The organism is Crossiella sp. S99.2 (assembly GCF_023094165.1).
GTDB lineage: Bacteria > Actinomycetota > Actinomycetes > Mycobacteriales > Pseudonocardiaceae > Crossiella.
Genome location: NZ_JALMDK010000024.1, coordinates 1 through 20243 on the forward strand (window position 1 = coordinate 1; position 20243 = coordinate 20243).

General features: G+C 69.0%; 18 protein-coding genes. 9 read left to right on the forward strand and 9 right to left on the reverse strand.

Translation table 11 applies throughout. The annotated features are described in order from the left end of the window. Positions 1-102 precede the first annotated feature (102 nt). The gene (locus tag MZC64_RS45390) at positions 103-738 is read right to left on the reverse strand and encodes a GNAT family N-acetyltransferase (RefSeq protein WP_247765879.1); all 636 of its coding nucleotides are present in this window, start codon (positions 736-738) and stop codon (positions 103-105) included. Positions 739-900: 162 nt separating this feature from the next. Here MZC64_RS45390 and MZC64_RS45395 point away from each other — a divergent pair, with 162 nt between their 5' ends. Then, positions 901-2250, forward strand: coding sequence for a PLP-dependent aminotransferase family protein (locus MZC64_RS45395; protein ID WP_247765880.1), 1350 nt, complete (start codon positions 901-903; stop codon positions 2248-2250). Between the two features lie 87 nt (positions 2251-2337). After that, positions 2338-3285, forward strand: coding sequence for a D-alanine--D-alanine ligase (locus MZC64_RS45400; RefSeq protein ID WP_247765881.1), 948 nt, complete (start codon positions 2338-2340; stop codon positions 3283-3285). A gap of 52 nt (positions 3286-3337) precedes the next feature. Here MZC64_RS45400 and MZC64_RS45405 read toward each other — a convergent pair whose 3' ends face one another. The 8 genes from MZC64_RS45405 to rpmH form a co-directional block, all read right to left on the reverse strand. Then, on the reverse strand, positions 3338-4309 hold the full coding sequence (locus tag MZC64_RS45405) for a ParB/RepB/Spo0J family partition protein (RefSeq protein ID WP_247765882.1): 972 nt from the start codon (positions 4307-4309) through the stop codon (positions 3338-3340). Next, on the reverse strand, positions 4306-5289 hold the full coding sequence (locus MZC64_RS45410; protein WP_247765883.1) for a ParA family protein: 984 nt from the start codon (positions 5287-5289) through the stop codon (positions 4306-4308). The genes MZC64_RS45405 and MZC64_RS45410 overlap by 4 nt, the downstream gene beginning before the upstream one ends. Next, positions 5286-5975 (reverse strand): 16S rRNA (guanine(527)-N(7))-methyltransferase RsmG, encoded by a 690-nt coding sequence (gene rsmG, locus MZC64_RS45415; protein WP_374205908.1) that lies wholly within the window; start codon positions 5973-5975, stop codon positions 5286-5288. The genes MZC64_RS45410 and rsmG overlap by 4 nt, the downstream gene beginning before the upstream one ends. Before the next feature lie 331 nt (positions 5976-6306). Next, a complete protein-coding gene (locus tag MZC64_RS45420; RefSeq protein ID WP_247765885.1) occupies positions 6307-6837 on the reverse strand; it encodes a R3H domain-containing nucleic acid-binding protein in 531 nt (176 codons plus the stop codon). Between the two features lie 27 nt (positions 6838-6864). Continuing rightward, entirely contained in the window at positions 6865-7941 is a 1077-nt protein-coding gene (gene yidC, locus MZC64_RS45425; RefSeq protein ID WP_247765886.1) for a membrane protein insertase YidC, read from the reverse strand. Positions 7942-7944: 3 nt separating this feature from the next. Further along, positions 7945-8229, reverse strand: a complete 285-nt coding sequence (gene yidD, locus MZC64_RS45430) for a membrane protein insertion efficiency factor YidD (protein ID WP_247765887.1) — start codon at positions 8227-8229, stop codon at positions 7945-7947. Further along, positions 8226-8597, reverse strand: a complete 372-nt coding sequence (rnpA, locus tag MZC64_RS45435; protein ID WP_247765888.1) for a ribonuclease P protein component — start codon at positions 8595-8597, stop codon at positions 8226-8228. Before rnpA ends, yidD begins: the two co-directional genes overlap by 4 nt. 13 nt (positions 8598-8610) lie before the next feature. After that, the gene (gene rpmH / locus MZC64_RS45440; protein WP_088287484.1) at positions 8611-8748 is read right to left on the reverse strand and encodes a 50S ribosomal protein L34; all 138 of its coding nucleotides are present in this window, start codon (positions 8746-8748) and stop codon (positions 8611-8613) included. A gap of 376 nt (positions 8749-9124) precedes the next feature. Here rpmH and dnaA point away from each other — a divergent pair, with 376 nt between their 5' ends. The 7 genes from dnaA (at position 9125) to gyrA (ending at position 20204) form a co-directional block, all read left to right on the forward strand. Continuing rightward, on the forward strand, positions 9125-10738 hold the full coding sequence (gene dnaA / locus MZC64_RS45445) for a chromosomal replication initiator protein DnaA (RefSeq protein ID WP_247765889.1): 1614 nt from the start codon (positions 9125-9127) through the stop codon (positions 10736-10738). 778 nt (positions 10739-11516) lie between these two features. Continuing rightward, positions 11517-12656, forward strand: a complete 1140-nt coding sequence (gene dnaN / locus MZC64_RS45450; RefSeq protein WP_247765890.1) for a DNA polymerase III subunit beta — start codon at positions 11517-11519, stop codon at positions 12654-12656. A gap of 45 nt (positions 12657-12701) precedes the next feature. After that, the gene (gnd, locus tag MZC64_RS45455; protein WP_247765891.1) at positions 12702-13589 is read left to right on the forward strand and encodes a phosphogluconate dehydrogenase (NAD(+)-dependent, decarboxylating); all 888 of its coding nucleotides are present in this window, start codon (positions 12702-12704) and stop codon (positions 13587-13589) included. A 3-nt stretch (positions 13590-13592) separates the two neighbouring features. Beyond that, positions 13593-14747 carry a DNA replication/repair protein RecF gene (gene recF, locus MZC64_RS45460; RefSeq protein ID WP_247765892.1) on the forward strand — a complete coding sequence of 385 codons (1155 nt, stop codon included), beginning with the start codon at positions 13593-13595 and terminating at the stop codon, positions 14745-14747. A 161-nt stretch (positions 14748-14908) separates the two neighbouring features. After that, entirely contained in the window at positions 14909-15415 is a 507-nt protein-coding gene (locus MZC64_RS45465) for a DciA family protein (protein WP_374205909.1), read from the forward strand. A 196-nt stretch (positions 15416-15611) separates the two neighbouring features. Beyond that, on the forward strand, positions 15612-17585 hold the full coding sequence (gyrB, locus tag MZC64_RS45470) for a DNA topoisomerase (ATP-hydrolyzing) subunit B (protein ID WP_247765894.1): 1974 nt from the start codon (positions 15612-15614) through the stop codon (positions 17583-17585). Positions 17586-17636: 51 nt separating this feature from the next. Next, on the forward strand, positions 17637-20204 hold the full coding sequence (gene gyrA / locus MZC64_RS45475) for a DNA gyrase subunit A (protein WP_247765895.1): 2568 nt from the start codon (positions 17637-17639) through the stop codon (positions 20202-20204). Positions 20205-20243 lie beyond the last annotated feature (39 nt).

The window sequence follows — 20243 nt, forward strand, 5'->3', positions numbered from 1 at the left end:
CGAACTCCGTGCGTCCATACGACTGCTCCCCGGAAGCTGGAACTGAATTCTCAGTCCAACTTCCGGGGAGCAGTTCACGGTCGGGGGCCTTTCTCATTGGTCTCAGACGGGCCGGAAGCTCGGCTCCTTGGTGGCGGTGGCGCTGATGGAGACCGTGCCCAGCAGCCGCTCCAGCGCTGCCTCCACGTCTTCCTTCCAGGTCAGCGCGGTCCGCAGCTCAAGACGCATCCGCGGCCACTTCGGGTGCGGACGCACGGTCTTGAACCCGACGCTGAGCAGGAAGTCCGCCGGCAGCACGCAGTTGGGCTCATCCGGGGTGGCATCGCCGAAGGCCTCGATCGCCTTCACTCCGCGCCGGGTCAGGTCCTTGGCCACCGCCTGCACCAGCACCCGGCCCAGGCCGCCACCGGTGAACTCGGGCAGCACCTGCAACGCGGTGATCAGCACCGCGTCCGGGCTGGCCGGTGAGGTGGGGAAGGTGGAGGCCCTGGGCACCACACTCGGCGGGGCGTAGAGCACATGCCCGGCTGGCACCCCGTCGGCGTAGATGATCCGGCCGCAGGAACCCCACTCCAGCAACACCGCGGAGATCCAGGCTTCCTTGTCGAACTCGGTCTGGCCGAACTCCTCCGACTGCTCCTTCATATGCGGAGCCAGCTCCCAGAACACACAGCCCCGGGAATGCCGGGACAGGTGGTCGAGGTTGTCCAGCGTGACGCCGACTACGCGTCGCGACACCTGACCTCCCAGCAAGAACGGCATGCCCGCGCACCACGGGCACCGTGAACCAGCATAGGCGCAGCGCACCGGCTTCGACAGGGAGGCCGGATCACACTCGGCGCCATCGCTCCTGCCGGCGGCCTAGACTGACTCGGACGATCGCCGATACCGGAGCGCGCCATGAACCTACCTGCCCCCAAGCCCGAACAGCAAAATCCGTCCGCTGTCCCGGCCGCGGCGGCAGCGGGGCGCAGCCTGGACACCCACCTGCGGCGCTACGCGTCGCGCACGGCTGGCATGACGGCCTCGGAGATCAGGGCCCTGTTCGCGGTGGCCAGCAGGCCCGAGGTGGTCTCGCTGGCCGGCGGCATGCCCTACCTGGCCGCGCTGCCACTGGAGACGCTCTCCGCCGATGTGGCCCAGCTGCTGGCCACCGAGGGCCAGACCGCGCTGCAGTACGGCTCGGCCCAGGGCATCCCGGCGCTGCGCGAGCAGATCTGCCAGATCATGGCCCTGGAGGGCATCTCGGCCCACCCGGACGACGTCACGGTCACCGTGGGCTCGCAGTCCGGACTGGACATGGTCACCCGGATCTTCTGCGATCCCGGCGACGTGGTGGTGGCCGAGGCCCCGTCCTACGTGGGCGCGCTGGGCACCTTCACCGCCTATCAGGCCGAGGTCGTGCACGTCCCGCTGGACGACGAGGGCCTGATCCCGGCGGAGCTGGAGCGCACGCTGAGCGCGCTGGCCGCGGCCGGGCGGCGGGTGAAATTCCTTTACACGATCCCGAACTTCCACAACCCAGCCGGCGTCACCCTGGCGGTGCACCGGCGGGCCGAGGTGCTGGAGATCTGCGCCCGGCACGGCGTGCTGGTGATCGAGGACAACCCGTACGGGATGCTCGGCTTCGACGGCCAGACCTACCCGGCACTGCGCTCGATGGAGTCGGAGAACGTAGTCTACCTCGGCTCGTTCTCCAAGACCTTCGCGCCGGGGCTGCGGGTCGGCTGGGCGCTGGCCCCGCACGCGGTGCGGGAGAAACTGGTGCTGGCCGCCGAATCGGCCACGCTGTGCCCGCCCACCTTCACCCAGGCCGTGGTGTCCCGCTACCTGGCCCAGCACGACTGGATGGGCCAGATCAAGACCTACCGCGAGGTGTACCGGGAACGCCGGGACGCCATGCTCGGCGCGCTGGAAGCACACCTGCCGGATGGCTGCCGCTGGACCAAACCGGACGGTGGCTTCTACGTGTGGCTGACCGTGCCGGAAGGCATTGACACCAAGGCGATGCTGCCGCGCGCGGTCACCCAGCGGGTGGCCTTCGTGCCAGGCACCGCCTTCTTCGGCGACGGCACCGGCAACAGCCAGTTGCGCCTGTCCTTCTGCTACCCGACGCCGGAGCGGATCCGGGAGGGCGTGCGCAGGCTGGCCACCGTGCTGGAAGGCGAGCTGGAACTGATCAGCACCTTCGGCCAGGTGGTCCGCCGCCAGCCGACCGGCCCGCAGTCGCCGTCCCCGGACACGGCCTGACCGGCCTTATCCCGCAACGTTCCGCCGACGGTCCACTGTGGACAATCACAGTGGACCGTCGGCACTTTCCAGGCGAGGAGCTGTGCAGTGTCTGATCGTTGGGTCGCGGTGCTGGCCGGTGGGCTGTCCCACGAGCGGGAGGTCTCGCTGCGGTCGGGCCGCAGGCTCTCCGCCGCGCTGCGCGAGACCGGGCTGACCGTGGAGGAGTGGGACGCCGACGGCGCGCTGCTGGAGCGGCTGCGGCAGCACCGGCCGGATGCCGCGGTGGTGGCGCTGCACGGCGGCGAGGGCGAGAACGGCGCGGTGCAGTCGGTGCTGGAGATGCTCGGCGTGCCCTACGTGGGCACCGACCCGAGGGCCTGCCGCCGGGCCTGGGACAAGCCGACCGCCAAGGGCGAGCTGGCCAGGGCCGGGCTGAGCACGCCGGACTGGGTGGTGCTGCCGCACAGCACGTTCCGGGTGCTCGGCGCGCAGGCGGTGCTGGACGCGCTGGTCGACCGGCTCGGCCTGCCGCTGATGCTCAAGCCGGACCAGGGCGGCTCCGCGCTGGGCGCGACCGTGGTGCGGGACGCCGCGGACCTGCCGGCCGCGATGGTGGACTGCCTGGCCTACGGGGACACCGTGCTCGCGGAGACCTACATTGCGGGCGTTGAGGTGGCCGTGGCGGTCGTGGACACCGCCGAGGGGCCCCTGGCCCTGCCGGCGGTGGAGATCCAGCCGGAGAACGGCGTGTACGACTACTCGGCCCGGTACACCGCGGGACTCACCACGTTCCACGCCCCGGCCCGGCTCTCGCCGGAGACCCAGCGGGCGGTGGGGGAGCTGGCGGTGGCCGCGCACCAGTTGCTCGGCCTCCGCGACATCTCCCGGACCGACGCGATCGTGACGCCGGATGGCACGGCGCACTTCCTGGAAGTGAATGTCTCGCCGGGACTCACCGAGACCTCGCTGCTGCCGATGGCGGTGGAGGCCGCCGGGCGCTCGCTCGGTGAGGTGTTCGGCACCCTGGTCGAGCGAGCGCTCGCCCGCAGCTGATCGGCGTTTCCATCCGAAAACGTCACCGTGACATAAGTCGGCAATACCCTGGCTAGTCGCTCTGCTGTGACCGTTTTGCCCCGTTATGTCCCATCAGCTCCACGATGCGCTCAAGATCGTCGACGGAGCCGAATTCGAGCACGATCCGGCCCTTGCGGCGGCCGAGTTCAACCTTGACCCGGGTGTCGAAGGCGTCCGACAGTTTCTCCGCCAGGTCCTGCAGACCGGGGGCCTGGATCGGCTTGCGCGCGGCGGGCTTGGCCTTGGCCGGCTGCTCGCTCTTGGCGAGCACCACGGCCTCCTCGGTCGCCCGGACCGACAGCCCCTCGGCGATGATCTTGGCGGCCAGGTCCTCCTGACGGCCCGGGTCGTCCAGGCCAAGCAGGGCGCGGGCGTGTCCGGCGGAGAGCACGCCGGCGGCGACCCGGCGCTGCACGGGGAGGGGCAACTTCAACAGCCGGATGGTGTTGGTGATCACCGGGCGGCTGCGGCCGATCCGGCCGGCCAGCTCCTCGTGGGTGACCTCGAACTCCTCCAGCAGCTGCTGGTAGGCGGCCGCCTCTTCCAACGGGTTGAGCTGCACCCGGTGGATGTTCTCCAGCAACGCGTCCCGCAGCATCGCCTCGTCGGCGGTCTGCCGGACGATGGCCGGGATCCGGTCCAGCCCCGCCAGCTGCGTCGCCCGCAGGCGCCGCTCACCCATGACGAGTTCGTACTGACCCTTGCCCAGCTCTCGCACCACGACCGGCTGCATGAGCCCGAACTCGCGGATCGAGTGCTCCAGCTCGGACAGCGCGTCCTCGTCGAAGACGTGCCGGGGCTGCTTCGGGTTCGGCTTGATCGCCGCGGTCGGCACCTCGCGGTAGACCGCACCGGCCACCGAGGTCTCCGGCTCCACCTCACCCTTGGTCCTGGCCGCCACCGCGGTGGCGGCGGGGGAGGAGGCACCCGCCGCACCGGGCGGCGGGCCACTGGGGATCAGCGCGGCGAGACCTCGACCGAGCCCGCCCTTTCGTTCTGTCATGTGGTTCCCATCTCGGCGCCGCGTACGGCGAGTTCCTTGGCTGCGTCGAGGTAGCTCATCGCGCCCCGCGAACCCGGGTCGTAGGTGATGATCGTCTGCCCGAAGCCGGGCGCCTCGGACACCTTCACGCTACGAGGGATCACGGTCTTGAGGACGCGTTCCTGGAAGTGGTTGCGCACCTCGGTGGTCACCTGGTCGGCCAGCTTGGTGCGGCCGTCGTACATGGTGAGCAGGATGGTGGACACGTCCAGGTCCGGGTTCAGGTGCTGCTGCACCAGCTCGATGTTGCCGAGCAGCTGGCTCAGTCCCTCCAGCGCGTAGTACTCGCACTGGATCGGGATGAGCACCTCCTGCGCCGCCACCATCGCGTTCAGCGTGAGCAGACCGAGCGAGGGCGGGCAGTCGATGAAGACGTAGTCGGGCTGCAGCGAGTCCAGCGCCTCGGGGGAGAGGGCCTCCTTGAGCCGGGACTCCCGGGCGGCCATCGAGACCAGTTCGATCTCGGCGCCGGCCAGGTCGATGGTCGCCGGCACGCACACCAGGTTGTCCGTCTGGTTGCTCGGCGCGGCCGCGTCGGCGAGCGAGATCTCCCCGATCAGCACCTCGTAGATGGAGGGGGTGCCGGACCGGTGCTCGACGCCCAGGGCGGTGCTCGCGTTGCCCTGCGGGTCGAGGTCGATCACCAGCACCTTGAGGTGATGCAGGGCGAGCGCGGCGGCCAGGTTCACCGTGCTGGTGGTCTTACCGACGCCGCCCTTCTGGTTGGCCACGGTGAGCACGCGGCGACGGGCCGGGCGGGGCAGCTGCAGGGCGTCGGGGTGCAGCACGCGAGTAGCGCGCTCGGCTTCCTCGGCAATGGGGGTCCACACGGGGATCTCCTCGGGCACGTGGGATGTCACCGAATCCGGTGCGAGTGTTTCACGTGGAACGTGGGCCGTTTCGCGCTCCGAATGTGAAAACTGGGGCGACTCCGGCCTCATCCCCGATCCTTCCTTCTCCGGCGCTTCCCGTCACGCCCTGGAGCGCGATCGACCACAACTACCGTCGTCGGCACCTCAAGAACCCCTTCCCCGCACACCACAATCCGTCCGTTCACGCCCCCGACCGCCGCCACCGCCTGCTCGTCCCGCTCAAGCTCTTCCGCCGCACTCGACCCCTTGAGCGCCAGCAGTTGCCCCTCGGGCCGAGCCAACGGCAGACACCACCCAGCCAACTTCGCCAGCGGCGCGACAGCGCGTGCAGTCACTACATCGGCACCAGCGAGCTGTTCCCGAACGGCCTTCTCCTCAGCACGTCCCCGAACCACCTCGACATCGAGGTCCAGTTCCTCGACCACCTCGGTCAGCCAGGCGACCCGGCGAGCCATCGGCTCCAGCAGGGTGATGGACACATCCGGCCGAGCGATCGCCATCGGCAGTCCAGGCAGTCCAGCCCCCGAGCCGACGTCGACCACTGAGGCGGAAGTCGCCAGCAGATCGGCCACCACGGCGGAGTTGAGCATGTGCCGATCCCAGACCCGCTCGACCTCGCGGGGCCCGATCAGCCCCCGCTCCACCCCGTGCTCGATGAGCAGGTCGGCGAACCGCACTGCCAGCTCAAGTCGATCCCCGAACACCTGCGCCGCCAGCTCCGGCACCGGCACCGTTTCACGTGAAACCACGCCCACTCCCCATCCCTTCAGTCGCCGTTTCACGTGAAACGACCACCCAAACCCAGACGCCCAATAAGACCACGAACCACGACCCGCTCCCGCCACACCCGGCCGCCCACCCACCTCCCGTTCCCCACAACCAACCCGCGCCTCCCGCCCGCGCGTGAGCGCTACGGGCGGCCACCGACCGTCGAGTCCGTCCGGCCTCGCATCCCTGCCAAGTCCCGAACCGCCAACCCGCGGCTGTCCAACCGCCGATCTCCCCGACCGCGTCCTCCGGCTCGCCCGCCCCAAAACAAAACGCCCGGCCGGGGAAGCCCCGGCCGGGCGTTCTGCGTGTGCTTGGTCAGCTGGTCGGGAAGACCACCACGCGGCGGTGCGGCTCCTCGCCCTCACTCTCGCTGTGCACCCCGGTGACCGCGGCGACCGCGTCGTGCACGACCTTCCGCTCGAACGGGGTCATGGTGCGCAGGCGGATCGGCTTGGTCGTCTCCAGCACCTTCTCCGCGGTGGACTTGCCCAGCTCGCTCAGCTCGGCGCGACGGTCGGCGCGCCACTGGGCCACGTCGAGCATCAGGCGGCTGCGGCTGCCGGTGGACTGCTGGACCGCGAGGCGGGTCAGCTCCTGGAGGGATTCCAGGACCTCACCACGGCGACCGACGAGCTTCTCCAGATCTTCGCCGCCATCGATGCTCACGATCGCGCGGCCCGCTTCGACGTCCAGGTCGATGTCGCCGTCGTAGTCGAGCAAGTCGAGCAGCTTTTCCAGGTAGTCGCCCGCGACGTCGCCTTCGCGCACCAGCAGGCTCTCGTCGTTACCGGCGTCCGGAGTAGCGGCGTCCGCTTCCTGTTCGGTCGCCTGCAAGGTCTCCGACACGGTGTCTCCTTCCATATTGCAGTCGCCTCAGCGGCGCTTGCGGGTCTGCTTCTTGCCCGTCGACCGGCTCTGGATGATCCCGGGGACCTCACCGGGTTTGGCGGTGCCGGAGTCCGTGGACTTGGCCGCGTCCGAACCGTTGCGCGGGGCAGTGCTCTTCTCCGACCCGGTTGAGGCGGAGGTGTCCTTGTTCTTGTCGGCCGAGGAGGTGGCAGGCGGGGCGGTGTTGGCCGGGCGCTTGCGCACCGGCTTCTGACCGGGCTGCGGCTTCTGGCCGGGCTTGGGGCCGATGTTCTGCCGCTTCTCGATGGCGGCGGCCTTCTTCTCGTCTTCCTCGCGGTCGATGCGGTGGTACACCACGTACTGCTGACCGAGGGTCCAGGTGTTGTTGCTCAGCCAGTAGAGCAGCATCGCGACCGGGAAGAACGGGCCACCGACGAGCACCGCGAGCGGGAACAAGTACAGCATCAGCTTGTTCATCATCGCCGACTGCGGGTTGGCCGCCGCGGTCGCCGACTGGCGGGCCACCGAGTGCCGCGCGGTCAGGTGGGTCAGCGCCGAGGCCAGCACCATGAGCGGGATGGCCAGCAGCAGCAGGGCGGTGCGGTCGGTGCCGATGGTGGCCAGGTCCGCGCCGCTCATCCGGATCGCGGCGGACAGGTTCACGCCGAACAGCTTCGAGGCGAGGAAGGAGCTGACCTCGGGCTGACCGAAGATGTAGTTGCTCGTGGCGCCGGGCTTGAAGCCCTGGAGCACGTTGAGCAGACCAAGGAACACCGGCATCTGGACCAGCATCGGCAGGCAGCCGCCCAGCGGGTTGAACCCGCCCTCGGCCTGGAGCTTCTGCATCTCCTGGGCCATGCGCTGCTTGTCATTGCCGTACTTCTCGCGAAGCTTGGCGAGCTGGGGCTGGAACTCCGCCATCTTGCGCATCGAGCGCACCTGCTTGACGAACGGCTTGAACAGCAGCCCGCGCAGGGTGAACACGAGGAGCATCACCGACAGGGCCCAGTTCACCCCGCTGGTCTCCGGGATGACATAGCTGAGCACCTTGTGCCAGAACCACATGATGGCTGACACGGGGTAGTTGATGAAGTCGAGCACGAACTACTCCTCAGCGGATTTGCACGAAGCCCGCTCCGAAGCACGGTCGCGGGGCGGCGGAACGGGGTCCAGGCCTCCAGGGTGCCAGGGTCCGCAGCGCAACAACCTGCGCACGGTGAGCCACGACCCGCGGAAGGCGCCGTGTGTGGTCAGCGCCTCCACCGCGTAGGTGCTGCAGCTCGGGTAGAAGCGGCACGTCGGGGGAAGAGCGGGGGAGATGAACCGGCGATAGAACCGGACCGGCCACAACAACACGGTGGCCACCGGCCCGGCCCGCCCGGCGCTCACGCCGCACCACCGTGGACGGGCAGACCGAGCTTGCGGAAGGCCGAGTCGAGATCGCCACCGAGCTGGGCGCTGGTGGCCTCGGCCGAGGCGGGCAGGGCACGCACCACGAAGGCGGTGCCCGGCGGGAACCGGTCGAGCCGGTCCCGCATCAGGTGCCGGAGCCGGCGGGAGACCCGGTGCCGGACGACTGAATTGCCCACGGCCTTACTCACGACGAAACCCACCCGCGGCGAGCAGGACTCGCCAGGGGTGGGCGGGTTCGACAGTTGCGCGTGCACCACCAACCGGGGTCGCCCAACGCGGCGGCCCCGGCGTACCACCAGGCCGAAGTCCTGGCTACGGGTGAGCCGGGCAGCCGCGGGGAGCACGGCGGCGGGTGTCTCAGGCGGACAGCTCGTCGCGGCCCTTGCGGCGGCGAGCAGCCAGGATGGCGCGACCGGCACGGGTGCGCATCCGCAGCCGGAAGCCGTGGGTCTTCGCGCGACGACGGTTGTTGGGCTGGAAGGTGCGCTTGCTCACGGTCGGTTCTCCCGGTACATGGGTGTAGCAGGTCTAGGGTTGTCTCCGTCGCGTTCGTCAAGATCAGACGACCATGACAGGCACGGCAAACGCACCCGTCGGTACGCGGGAGACCGTTCGAGGGTACTTATCACCCGCCGTCATCTCAAATCCGCCCCCCGTTCCACCACAACGGGCAAGCTGACCGCCCACTCCAGTGCAGTCCCCATCCGGGTCTTGTGGGCAGTGTCCAGTGTTGTTAGGTTGCCCCTTCCGCGGTTACAGGGGGGTCCATGTGCGGCCCGTCCTGCCTTCGTGCACAGTTGTGGACAACTCTGTGGACATCTCACGTTTGGTGTCCGCGCGGCACTGACACGAGGGGAGGGGAGCGGAGCAAGTGTCCGACACCCACGCCGAGCTGGGACTCGTATGGGAGCGTGTGGTGCAGGAGTTGTCCTCCGGCACCCTGTCTCCTCAGCAGCGAGCCTGGATGCGGGTGACCCGCCCGATCGGCCTGCTCGACGGAACGGCCCTGCTGGCCGCCCCGAGCGATTTTGCCAAGGACGCCATCGAACGCGCGTTGCGCGAACCGATCACCGCCGCGCTCTCCCGCCACCTCGGCCGGGATGTCTCGCTCGCGGTGAAGGTGGACAACGCGCCGTTGAGCCCCGCCCCGCCCAAACCGGTGGCCCCGCCGCCGGTGAGCCCGCCAACGCACGCCGGCCCGTCGCTGGAACAGCCGACGATGCCCGCGATCCCGCTGCCGCTGGCCCCGCTGCCCAACGGGATGGCGACCACGCCGATCCCCGGCCCCGGGTTGTCGCAGCTCGGTTCGCTGCCCACCGGCGCGACCGAGGGCGGGGACACCGAGGACGAGGTGGACGAGGAGCGCGAGGCCCTCGCCGCGGTGCACGAGATATGGCCCAAGTACTCCGGTAATTCGGCCGGTCAGCCCGCTCGCTCGCCGAGCAACCCGCAGACCAGGCTGAATGAGAAGTACACCTTCGACACCTTCGTCATCGGCGCCTCCAACCGATTCGCGCACGCCGCGGCGGTGGCCGTGGCCGAGGCGCCGGCCAGGGCGTACAACCCGCTGTTCATCTGGGGCGAGTCCGGTCTGGGCAAGACCCACCTGTTGCACGCGGTCGGGCACTACGCCCAGCGGCTCTTCCAGGGCATGCGGGTGCGGTACGTCTCGACCGAGGAGTTCACCAACGACTTCATCAACTCACTGCGTGATGACCGCAAGGTCGCCTTCCAGCGCCGCTACCGGGACGTCGACGTGCTCCTGGTCGACGACATCCAGTTCCTGGAGGGCAAGGAAGGCACGCAGGAGGAGTTCTTCCACACCTTCAACACCCTGCACAACGCGAACAAGCAGATCGTGGTGTCCTCGGACCGGCCGCCCAAGCGACTGGAGACTCTGGAGGACCGGCTGCGCACGCGGTTCGAGTGGGGCCTGATCACCGACATCCAGCCGCCCGAGCTGGAGACCCGGATCGCGATCCTGCGCAAGAAGGCCGCCCAGGACCGGCTGGCCGCGCCAGCCGAGGTGCTGGAGTTCATCGCGGCCCGGATCGAGCGCAACATCCGCGAGCTGGAGGGCGCGCTGATCAGGGTCACCGCGTTCGCCTCGCTGAACCGGCAGCCGGTGGACGTGCCACTGGCCGAGATCGTGCTGCGCGACCTGATCCCGGACTCGCAGGCGCCGGAGATCACCGCGCCCACGATCATGGCGGTCACCGCGGAGTACTTCACGGTGAGCATCGACGACCTGTGCGGCCCCGGTAAGACCAAGGCGCTGGCCCAGGCCCGGCAGATCGCCATGTACCTGTGCCGCGAGCTGACCGACCTGTCCCTGCCGAAGATCGGGCAGACCTTCGGCGGCCGCGACCACACCACGGTCATGTACGCGGACAAGAAGATCCGCAAGGAGATGGCCGAGCGCCGTCGCATCTACGACCAGGTCCAGGAGCTGACCTCGCGGATCAAGCAGCGGGCCCGCGCCTGACCCCCAGCACGCCGTAGACGCCCGCCGGAGAGTCCCTCCGGCGGGCGTTTTCTCTTGTGTGCCCCGCCCGCGCTGCCGATGACTCCGGGGATGCCCTGGCATGGCCGCCGCACGCCGATGTTTCTGACTCGGCGTTGCCCCGCCGCGCGCCCCACAAGCTGAGAAAAGTCGGGCGATCCGGGGCAGGACACCGGTCGGCCCCGCACTGGGGTCCGGAACTTTTCTGACGGTGTGGAGCGCCCGATCGGACCAACTCTGGAGAAAGTTTCGGCGAGTTGTCCCCCATCCAGGGAGACCCGGACCACGCTCAGCCTGTGTAGAGGTTGGGTATGAACGCACCCACAGCTGGGGACAACCTTGTGGACAGCTCGCAGATCATGTGGATGCTCTTTGCCAACAGCTGAGTTGTCCACGGGCACCCCCGGTTTCTCACCAGTTGCCCACAGCCGTAGTCCACACCCTCAGAAACCACCTGAGCTGCGCAGACTCACGCTGTCCACACAACTCACAGCCCTTACTACTACTGCTGTCTTGATCTTTCGAAGAAGTAAAAATCAAAAGATGAACAAGCGGCGCGAAGTTGGGGATGGACGGCTCACGGTCGAGGGCGGGCCGAGATGACGAGCAGGCCCGGAAGCCTCTACGGTGGAGCCCGCCTCGCTCGGACCTCGATGCGTCGCTGCGCCAACCCCGGGCCGCCGTGGCCCACGACCGACGGCGAACGACCAGCCCAGCCCGAGCCCATGACGGTCGCGTCGAATTTCCGAAAGGACCTGCCATGAAGATCCGCGTCGAGCGGGACGGCCTTGCCGACGCCGTCGCCTGGGTCGCCCGCAGCCTGCCCTCCCGGCCTCCGGTGCCGGTGCTCGGTGGAGTGCTGCTGGACGCGGGCGGAGCCGACGGCGACAACGGGGAGACGTTGACCGTCTCCGGCTTCGACTACGAGGTCTCGGCCCAGATCGGCGTGCCGGCCACCATCTCCGCGGCTGGTCGCACCCTGGTCTCCGGCAAGCTGCTGGCCGACATCACCAGGGCGCTGCCCAACCACCCGGTGGAGATCGCGGTGGACGGCGCCCGGGTGACGATCACCTGTGGCAGCGCCAAGTTCAGCCTGCCCACCATGCCGGTGGAGGACTACCCGCAGCTGCCAGCCATGCCGCAGCTCGCCGGGCATCTGCCCTCGGACAGCTTCGGCCCGGCCGTCGCCCAGGTCGCCATCGCGGCGGGCAAGGACGACACGCTGCCGATGCTCACCGGTGTGCGGATGGAGATCGAGGACGAGAAGGTCACCCTGGTGGCCACCGACCGCTTCCGGCTCGCCCTGCGTGAGTTCACCTGGGAGCCCAGCGGCGAGGTCGGCTCGACCGCGCTGCTCGTCCCGGCCAAGACTCTTGCGGACGCGGCCAAGACCCTCGGCGGCTCCGGCTCCAAGATCGAACTCTCCCTCGGCGACAGTGACGGCCTGCTCGGCCTGTCAGGTGCAGGGCGGCGCACCACCACCCGGCTGCTCGATGCCGAGTTCCCCAAGTACCGCCAGCTGCTGCCCAGCGAGCACGCCGCGGCCGCGATCATCGACGTGGCCCCGCTGGTCGAGGCGATCAAGCGGGTGTCCCTGGTCGCCGAGCGCGGCACCCAGGTCCGGCTGGAGTTCTCCGAGTCCTCGCTGCGGCTGTCCGCCGGTGGCGACGACGAGGGCAGCGCGGAGGAGGAGCTGCCGGTCGAGCTGACCGGCGACGGGCTGACCATCGCGTTCAACCCGGGCTACCTGCTCGACGGCCTCGGCGCGATGCACACCAGCCGGGCGCAGCTGACCTTCACCACGCCCAGCCGCCCCGCGCTGATCAAGCCGGTGGACGCCGAGGGCGAGGTCGAGCCCGGCTACATCTACCTGCTGATGCCCGTCCGGCTCCCCGGCTGAGTCCGCTTCACCCCGAACGCTTCGTAGTCAGGAAAGGTCGTAACTGTGGTGCAGCTCGGACTCGTCGGCCTGGGCAAGATGGGCTTCAACATGCGCGAGCGACTGCGCCGCGCCGGCCACGAGGTGATCGGGTACGACCGCAACCAGGAGGTCAGCGACAGCGAGTCGCTGGCCGACCTGGTGGCGCGGCTGGCCGCTCCCCGGATCGTGTGGATCATGGTTCCCGCCGGTGCGCCCACCCAGGCCACCGTGGAGGAGCTGAACGAGCTGCTGGCCGAAGGCGACCTGATCATCGAGGGCGGCAACTCCCGGTTCACCGACGACCAGAAGCACGCCGCGCTGCTGGAGAAGAACGGCATCGGCTACCTGGACTGCGGAGTCTCCGGCGGGGTGTGGGGGCTGGACAACGGCTACGGCCTGATGGTCGGCGGCGAGTCGGCCTTCGTCGAGCGGGCGATGCCGGTCTTCGACTCGCTGCGGCCGGAAGGTCCGCGTGAGGAGGGCTTCGCGCACGCGGGCAAGGTCGGCGCCGGGCACTTCGCCAAGATGGTGCACAACGGCATCGAGTACGGCCTGATGCAGGCATACGCCGAGGGCTTCGAGCTGCTGGACGCCTCGACCGTGGTCGAGGACGCGCCCGCGGTGATCAAGGCCTGGCAGCGTGGCACCGTGGTCCGCTCCTGGCTGCTGGACCTGCTGGTCCGGGCGCTGGACTCGGACCCGGAGCTGGACGACCTGCGTGGCTACGTGGAGGACTCCGGCGAGGGCCGGTGGACCGTCGAGGAGGCGATCAACCACGCGGTGCCCGCGCCGGTGATCTCCGCCGCGTTGTTCGCCAGGTTCGCCTCGCGGCAGGAGGACTCGCCCGCCATGCGCGCGGTGGCCGCGCTGCGGAACCAGTTCGGCGGCCACGCGGTACAGCAGGTCAAGTAAGCGTTGTACGTCCGAGCGCTCCAGGTCGCCGACTTCCGCTCCTGGGAGTCCGCCGACCTGGTCTTCGAACCCGGTCCGAGCGTGCTGGTCGGCCCGAACGGCCAGGGCAAGACCAACCTGGTCGAGGCGGTCGGCTACGTGGCCACCCTGTCCTCGCACCGGGTGGCCACCGACGTGCCACTGGTCCGCCAGGGGGCGTCCCGGGCGGTGGTGCGCACCGCGGTGGTGCACCACGGGCGGGAACTGCTGGTCGAGCTGGAGATCACCCCCGGCAAGGCGAACCGGGCCCGGATCAACCGGGCGCCGGCGCCCAGGCCGAGGGAGGTGCTCGGCATCCTGCGCACCGTGCTGTTCGCGCCGGAGGACCTGGCGCTGGTCCGGGGCGACCCCGGCGAGCGGCGGCGGTTCCTGGACGACCTGCTGGTGCTGCGCGCGCCGCGGTTCGCCGGAGTGCGCGCGGATTATGAACGAGTGCTCAAGCAGCGCGGCGCCCTGCTGAAAACCGCAGGTGCGGCGCGCCGGGCGGGCAAGAGCGGGGATATTCGCACCCTGGACGTGTGGGACGGGCACCTGGCCCGGCACGGCGCGGTGCTGCTGGCCGCGCGGCTGGACCTGGTCGCCGCACTGCAGCCACTGGTGTCCGCGGCCTACGCCGGGGTGGCCCCGGAGTCGCGACCCGCCGAGGTGAAGTACCGCAGTTGCCTGGGTGCGACCCTGCCGGCGGGATACGGTGTGGCAGGCGGTCCATCAGCGGACATCGCGACCTTGGAAGCGGTGCTGCTGGAGGAGGTCGCCAAGGTGCGGACCCAGGAGATCGACCGCGGGGTCAGTCTCATCGGACCGCACCGGGACGAGCTGGAGCTGATCCTGGGCAGCACGCCCGCCAAGGGATATGCCAGCCACGGCGAGTCCTGGTCCTTCGCGCTCGCCTTGCGTCTGGCGGCCTTCGAGCTGCTGCGCGCGGAGGACGTCGAACCGGTGCTGATCCTCGACGATGTGTTCGCCGAGCTGGACCGGCGTCGACGGCAGCGGCTGGCCGAGGTCGCCGCCGCCGCGGAGCAGGTACTGGTCACCGCCGCGGTGGCCGAGGACGTGCCCGCCGAGCTGGCTGGCGCCCGCTACGAGGTGGGTGAAGGGAAGGTCCAGCGTGTCCGGTGACAAGAGGTCAACCGGGTGTGACGCGTCGCACTCCTGGGGACAACCCTGTGGATAATGTGGATAACTCCGTCACGCGTGGGGATCTGCCACCACCTGACCCGGGTACTGATCGACCCTCCGTCACCTCTCCAGGTGGATTCAACGCGGAGGGTGAACACGGTCTGCGAGGGGTCGACCTGGCCAAGATGGCCCTGGCCGAGGCCCGCGCCGCCAACAAGGTCAAACGGGACGCGGCCAAGGCCGCCCAGGCTCCTCGGGCAGGCGGGGCCAACGCGCAACGCCGCCGCCGCTGGTCCGGGCCGGGTGTGGACAACCGGGACCCGCAGCCGCTGGGCGCGCTGGCCGCCCGCATCGCCAGCGACCGCGGCTGGAGCGACAAGCTCTCCGGCGGCACCGTCTTCGGCAGCTGGGCCAAGCTGGTCGGCACCGAGGTCGCCGAGCACGCCACCCCGATCGCGCTCAAGGACGGCGAGCTGACCGTGCAGGCCAGCTCCACCGCCTGGGCCACCCAGCTCAAACTGCTGCAGCGCCAGCTGCTCAGCCAGATCCGCGCCGGGGTGGGCAAAGACGTGGTCAAACGCCTGCGGGTGCAGGGTCCGGCCGCGCCGAGCTGGCGCTACGGGCCCCGGCACGTGTCCGGTCGCGGCCCGCGCGACACCTATGGGTGACATGGCGCGGCTGGTTTTCGCGCAGAACCCTTGACAGTGATTCTCCGCGCTCCGGACCCGAACAAGTTGTTCTTCGGTCCTCTGCGACCGTCTCAGGGGTGTCCTAGGGTCATTCCTGTCCGGGTGGCCCGGTAGGATTGACGAGGTTGTGCTCCGCACCCAAGCGCACGCCGTCAAGCTGAGGAGACAGTGGCCTGTGGCTGCCAATACGAACAACGAGTACAGCGCGTCATCCATCACCGTGCTCGAAGGCCTCGAGGCCGTCCGCAAGCGTCCCGGCATGTACATCGGCTCCACCGGTGAGCGTGGCCTGCACCATCTGGTGTGGGAGGTCGTGGACAACGCGGTGGACGAGGCGATGGCCGGGCACGCCACCAAGGTGGAGGTCGTGCTGCTCGCCGACGGCGGCGTGCGGGTGGTCGACGACGGCCGTGGCATCCCGGTCGATGAGCACCCGGTGGAGAAGCGCCCCGCGGTCGAGGTCGTGCTGACCACCCTGCACGCCGGTGGCAAGTTCGGCGGCGACTCCTACGCGGTCTCCGGTGGTCTGCACGGCGTGGGCGTGTCCGTGGTGAACGCGCTGGCCACCCGGCTGGACGTGGAGATCCGCCGGGACGGTTTCGTCTGGAACCAGCGGTATGAGAAGTCCGCGCCGGCGCACCCGCTGGTCAAGGGCGAGCCCACCGACGAGACCGGCACGATCATCACCTACTGGGCCGACCCGGACATCTTCGAGACCACCACCTACAGCGCCGAGACGGTCTCCCGCCGGCTCCAGGAGATGGCCTTCCTCAACAAGGGCCTGATCATCACGCTGCGGGACGAGCGGGTCAGCGAGGCCGACGAGGTCGCCGACGCCGACGGGGTCAAGGCCGCGATCAAGGAGCGGACCTTCTGCTACCCGGGTGGCCTCGAGGACTTCGTCACCCACATCAACGCCACCCGCGAGTCGGTGCACAAGAAGATCATCTCCTTCGGCGCCAAGGCGGAGGGCCTTGAGGTCGAGGTCGCGATGCAGTGGAACACCGGCTACTCCGAGTCGGTCTTCACCTTCGCCAACACGATCAACACGCACGAGGGCGGCACCCACGAGGAGGGCTTCCGCGCCGCGCTGACCCGCGTGATCAACGAGTACGCGCGGGAGAAGAAGCTGCTCAAGGAGAAGGACGCGAACCTCTCCGGCGAGGATGTGCGCGAGGGTCTGGCCGCGATCGTCTCGATCAAGCTCAAGGAGCCCCAGTTCGAGGGGCAGACCAAGACCAAGCTCGGCAACACCGAGGCCAAGTCGTTCGTGCAGAAGACCTGCAACGAGCACTTGCCCGACTGGTTCGACGCCAACCCGGCCGACGCCAAGATCATCATCAGCAAGGCCATCTCCTCCTCGCAGGCGCGCGCGGCCGCGCGCAAGGCGCGCGAGCTGGTCCGGCGCAAGAGCGCGCTGGAGATCGGCGGCCTGCCGGGCAAGCTCAAGGACTGCCGCTCCAACAACCCGGAGGAGTGCGAGCTCTACATCGTCGAGGGCGACTCGGCGGGTGGCTCGGCCAAGGAAGGCCGGGAGTCGCGCTTCCAGGCGATCCTGCCGATCCGGGGCAAGATCATCAACGTGGAGAAGGCGCGCATCGACAAGGTGTTGAAGAACACCGAGGTGCAGAGCCTGATCACCGCGCTGGGCACCGGCATCCACGACGAGTTCGACCTGGCCCGGCTGCGCTACCACAAGGTCGTGCTGATGGCCGACGCCGACGTGGACGGCCAGCACATCACCACGTTGCTGCTCACGCTGCTGTTCCGGTTCATGCGGCCGCTGATCGAGCACGGGCACGTCTACCTCGCGCAGCCGCCGCTCTACAAGATCAAGTGGCCGCGGATCGAGCCCGAGTTCGCCTACTCCGACCGCGAGCGCGACGGCCTGATCCAGGCCGGTGTCGCCAACGGCCGCAAGCTGCCCAAGGACGACGCGATCCAGCGGTACAAGGGTCTCGGCGAGATGAACGCCGACGAGCTGTGGGAGACCACCATGGACCCGGCCCACCGGGTGCTGCGCCAGGTCACCCTGGACGACGCGGCCACCGCCGACGAACTCTTCAGCGTGCTGATGGGCGAGGACGTCGAGTCCCGGCGTGCATTCATCACCCGTAACGCCAAGGACGTTCGCTTCCTCGATGTCTGATCTCGGCGAGCACAACAACACCTGCCCGCCGTTTAGAAGGGATTTCTGGTCGTGACCGACACCCTGCCGCCGACGGGCGACCGCGTCGAACCGGTCGATCTCCAGCAGGAGATGCAGCGTTCCTACGTCGACTACGCGATGAGCGTGATCGTCGGCCGGGCGCTGCCCGACGTGCGCGACGGCCTCAAGCCGGTGCACCGCCGGGTGCTCTACTCGATGTTCGACACCGGCCTGCGCCCCGACCGCAGCTACGTCAAGTGCTCGCGCGTGGTCGGCGACGTCATGGGCAACTACCACCCGCACGGTGACGCCTCGATCTACGACGCGCTGGTCCGCCTGGCCCAGCCGTGGTCGATGCGCAACCCGCTGGTGGACGGCCAGGGCAACTTCGGCTCGGCGGGCAACGACCCGGCCGCGGCCATGCGGTACACCGAGGCCCGGCTGACCAACCTGGCCATGCAGATGCTGGCCGACATCGAAGAAGACACCGTCGACTTCGCCGACAACTACGACGGCAAGACCAAGGAACCCCGGGTTCTCCCGGCCCGCATCCCCAACCTGCTGGTCAACGGCAGTCAGGGGATCGCGGTGGGCATGGCCACCAACATCCCCACGCACAACCTGCGCGAGGTGGCCGAGGGCGTGGTCTGGGCGCTGGAGAACTTCGAGGCCGGCGACGAGGAAACGCTGGCCGCGATGATGATGCGGATCAAGGGGCCGGACTTCCCGACCAAGGGCCTGATCCTGGGCACCCAGGGCATCGAGGACGCCTACCGCACCGGGCGCGGCTCGGTCCGGATGCGCTCGGTGGTCGAGGTTGAGGAGGACGCCAAGGGGCGCACCATCCTCGTGGTGACCGAGCTGCCGTACCAGGTCAACCCGGACAACCTGGTGGAGAACATCGCCACCCTGGTCCGGGACGGCAAGCTCACCGGGATCGCCGACATCGCCGATGAGTCCAACAGCCGCAGCGGCATGCGGATCGTGGTCGCGCTCAAGCGGGACGCCGTGGCCAAGGTGGTGCTGAACAACCTCTACAAGCACACCCAGCTGCAGACCTCCTTCGGCGTCAACATGCTGGCCCTGGTCGACGGCGTGCCGCGCACGCTGCGGCTGGACCAGATGATCCGGTACTACGTCAAACACCAGATCGAGGTCATCGTCCGCCGGACCAAGTACCGGCTGCGCAAGGCCGAGGAACGCGCGCACATCCTGCGCGGACTGGTCAAGGCGCTGGACATGCTCGACCAGGTGATCGCGCTGATCCGCTCCTCGGCGACGGTGGACATCGCCCGCACCGGGTTGATCGAGCTGCTCGACGTGGACGAGATCCAGGCCAACGCGATCCTGGAGATGCAGCTCCGCCGCCTGGCCGCGCTGGAACGGCAGAAGATCGTCGACGAACTCGGCGAGATCGAGCTGACCATCGCCGACCTCGAGGACATCCTGGCCAACCCGGAGCGGCAGCGCAGGATCATCCGCGATGAGCTGATGGCCATCGTGGAGAAGTACGGCGACGACCGGCGCACCCGGATCATCCCCTTCGACGGCGACATGTCCCTGGAGGACCTGATCGCGGTCGAGGACGTGGTGGTCACGATCACCCGCACCGGCTACGCCAAGCGCACCAAGACCGACCTGTACCGGGCGCAGAAGCGCGGTGGCAAGGGCGTGCAGGGCGCGGCGCTCAAGCAGGACGACATCGTGGCGCACTTCTTCGTCTGCTCCACCCACGACTGGATCCTGTTCTTCACCAACCAGGGCCGGGTCTACCGGGCCAAGGCCTTCGAGCTGCCCGAGGCCAACCGCAACGCGCGCGGGCAGCACGTGGCCAACCTGCTGGCCTTCCAGCCGGACGAGCACATCGCCCAGGCGATCCAGATCAAGGACTACCAGGTCGCGCCGTACCTGGTGCTGGCCACCAAGAACGGTCTGGTCAAGAAGAGCAAGCTGGCCGACTTCGACTCCAACCGCAGCGGTGGCCTGATCGGCATCAACCTGCGCGAGGACGACGAGCTGGTCGGCGCGGTGCTCTGCTCGGCCGAGCAGGACCTGCTGCTGGTCTCCGCGGGTGGTCAGTCCATCCGCTTCCACGCCACCGACGAGGCGCTGCGGCCGATGGGCCGGGCCACCTCCGGTGTGCTGGGCATGCGGTTCAACTCCGGGGACGAGCTGCTGGCCATGGCCGTGGTGGAGGAGGACCGGTTCGTGCTGGTCGCCACCGACGGCGGCTACGCCAAGCGGACGCCGATCGAGGACTACCCGGTGCAGGGTCGCGGCGGCAAGGGCGTGCTGACCATCCAGCACGACTCCCGGCGCGGGCGACTGGTCGGCGCACTCGTGGTAGAGCTGGAGGACGAGATCTTCGCCATCACCTCAACGGGTGGTGTGATCCGGACCACGGCAGCCGAGATCCGCAAGGCAGGCAGGCAGACCAAGGGCGTGCGGTTGATGAACCTCGGTGAGGGCACAACGCTGCTGGCGGTGGCCCGGAGTGCCGAGCAGGAGGCCGAGCCGGAGAATGGTCTTGAGCCGGAGGACGGTTCGGTGCCGGAGGACGGCGCCGAGGTGGAAAACGGCTCCGCCAACGAGAACGACACCGAGCAGAGCAACGAATAGTCGCCTGAACGCGTCTCTTCGACGGACACCACCGTCGGT

Excerpts from the sequence above, each read along its gene's own strand:
- MZC64_RS45395 (WP_247765880.1), top strand. The coding sequence starts at position 901 with ATGAACCTACCTGCCCCCAAGCCCGAACAGCAAAATCCGTCCGCTGTC.
- MZC64_RS45405 (WP_247765882.1), bottom strand. The coding sequence starts at position 4,309 with ATGACAGAACGAAAGGGCGGGCTCGGTCGAGGTCTCGCCGCGCTGATC.
- MZC64_RS45410 (WP_247765883.1), bottom strand. The coding sequence starts at position 5,289 with ATGAGGCCGGAGTCGCCCCAGTTTTCACATTCGGAGCGCGAAACGGCC.
- dnaN (WP_247765890.1), top strand. The coding sequence starts at position 11,517 with ATGAAGATCCGCGTCGAGCGGGACGGCCTTGCCGACGCCGTCGCCTGG.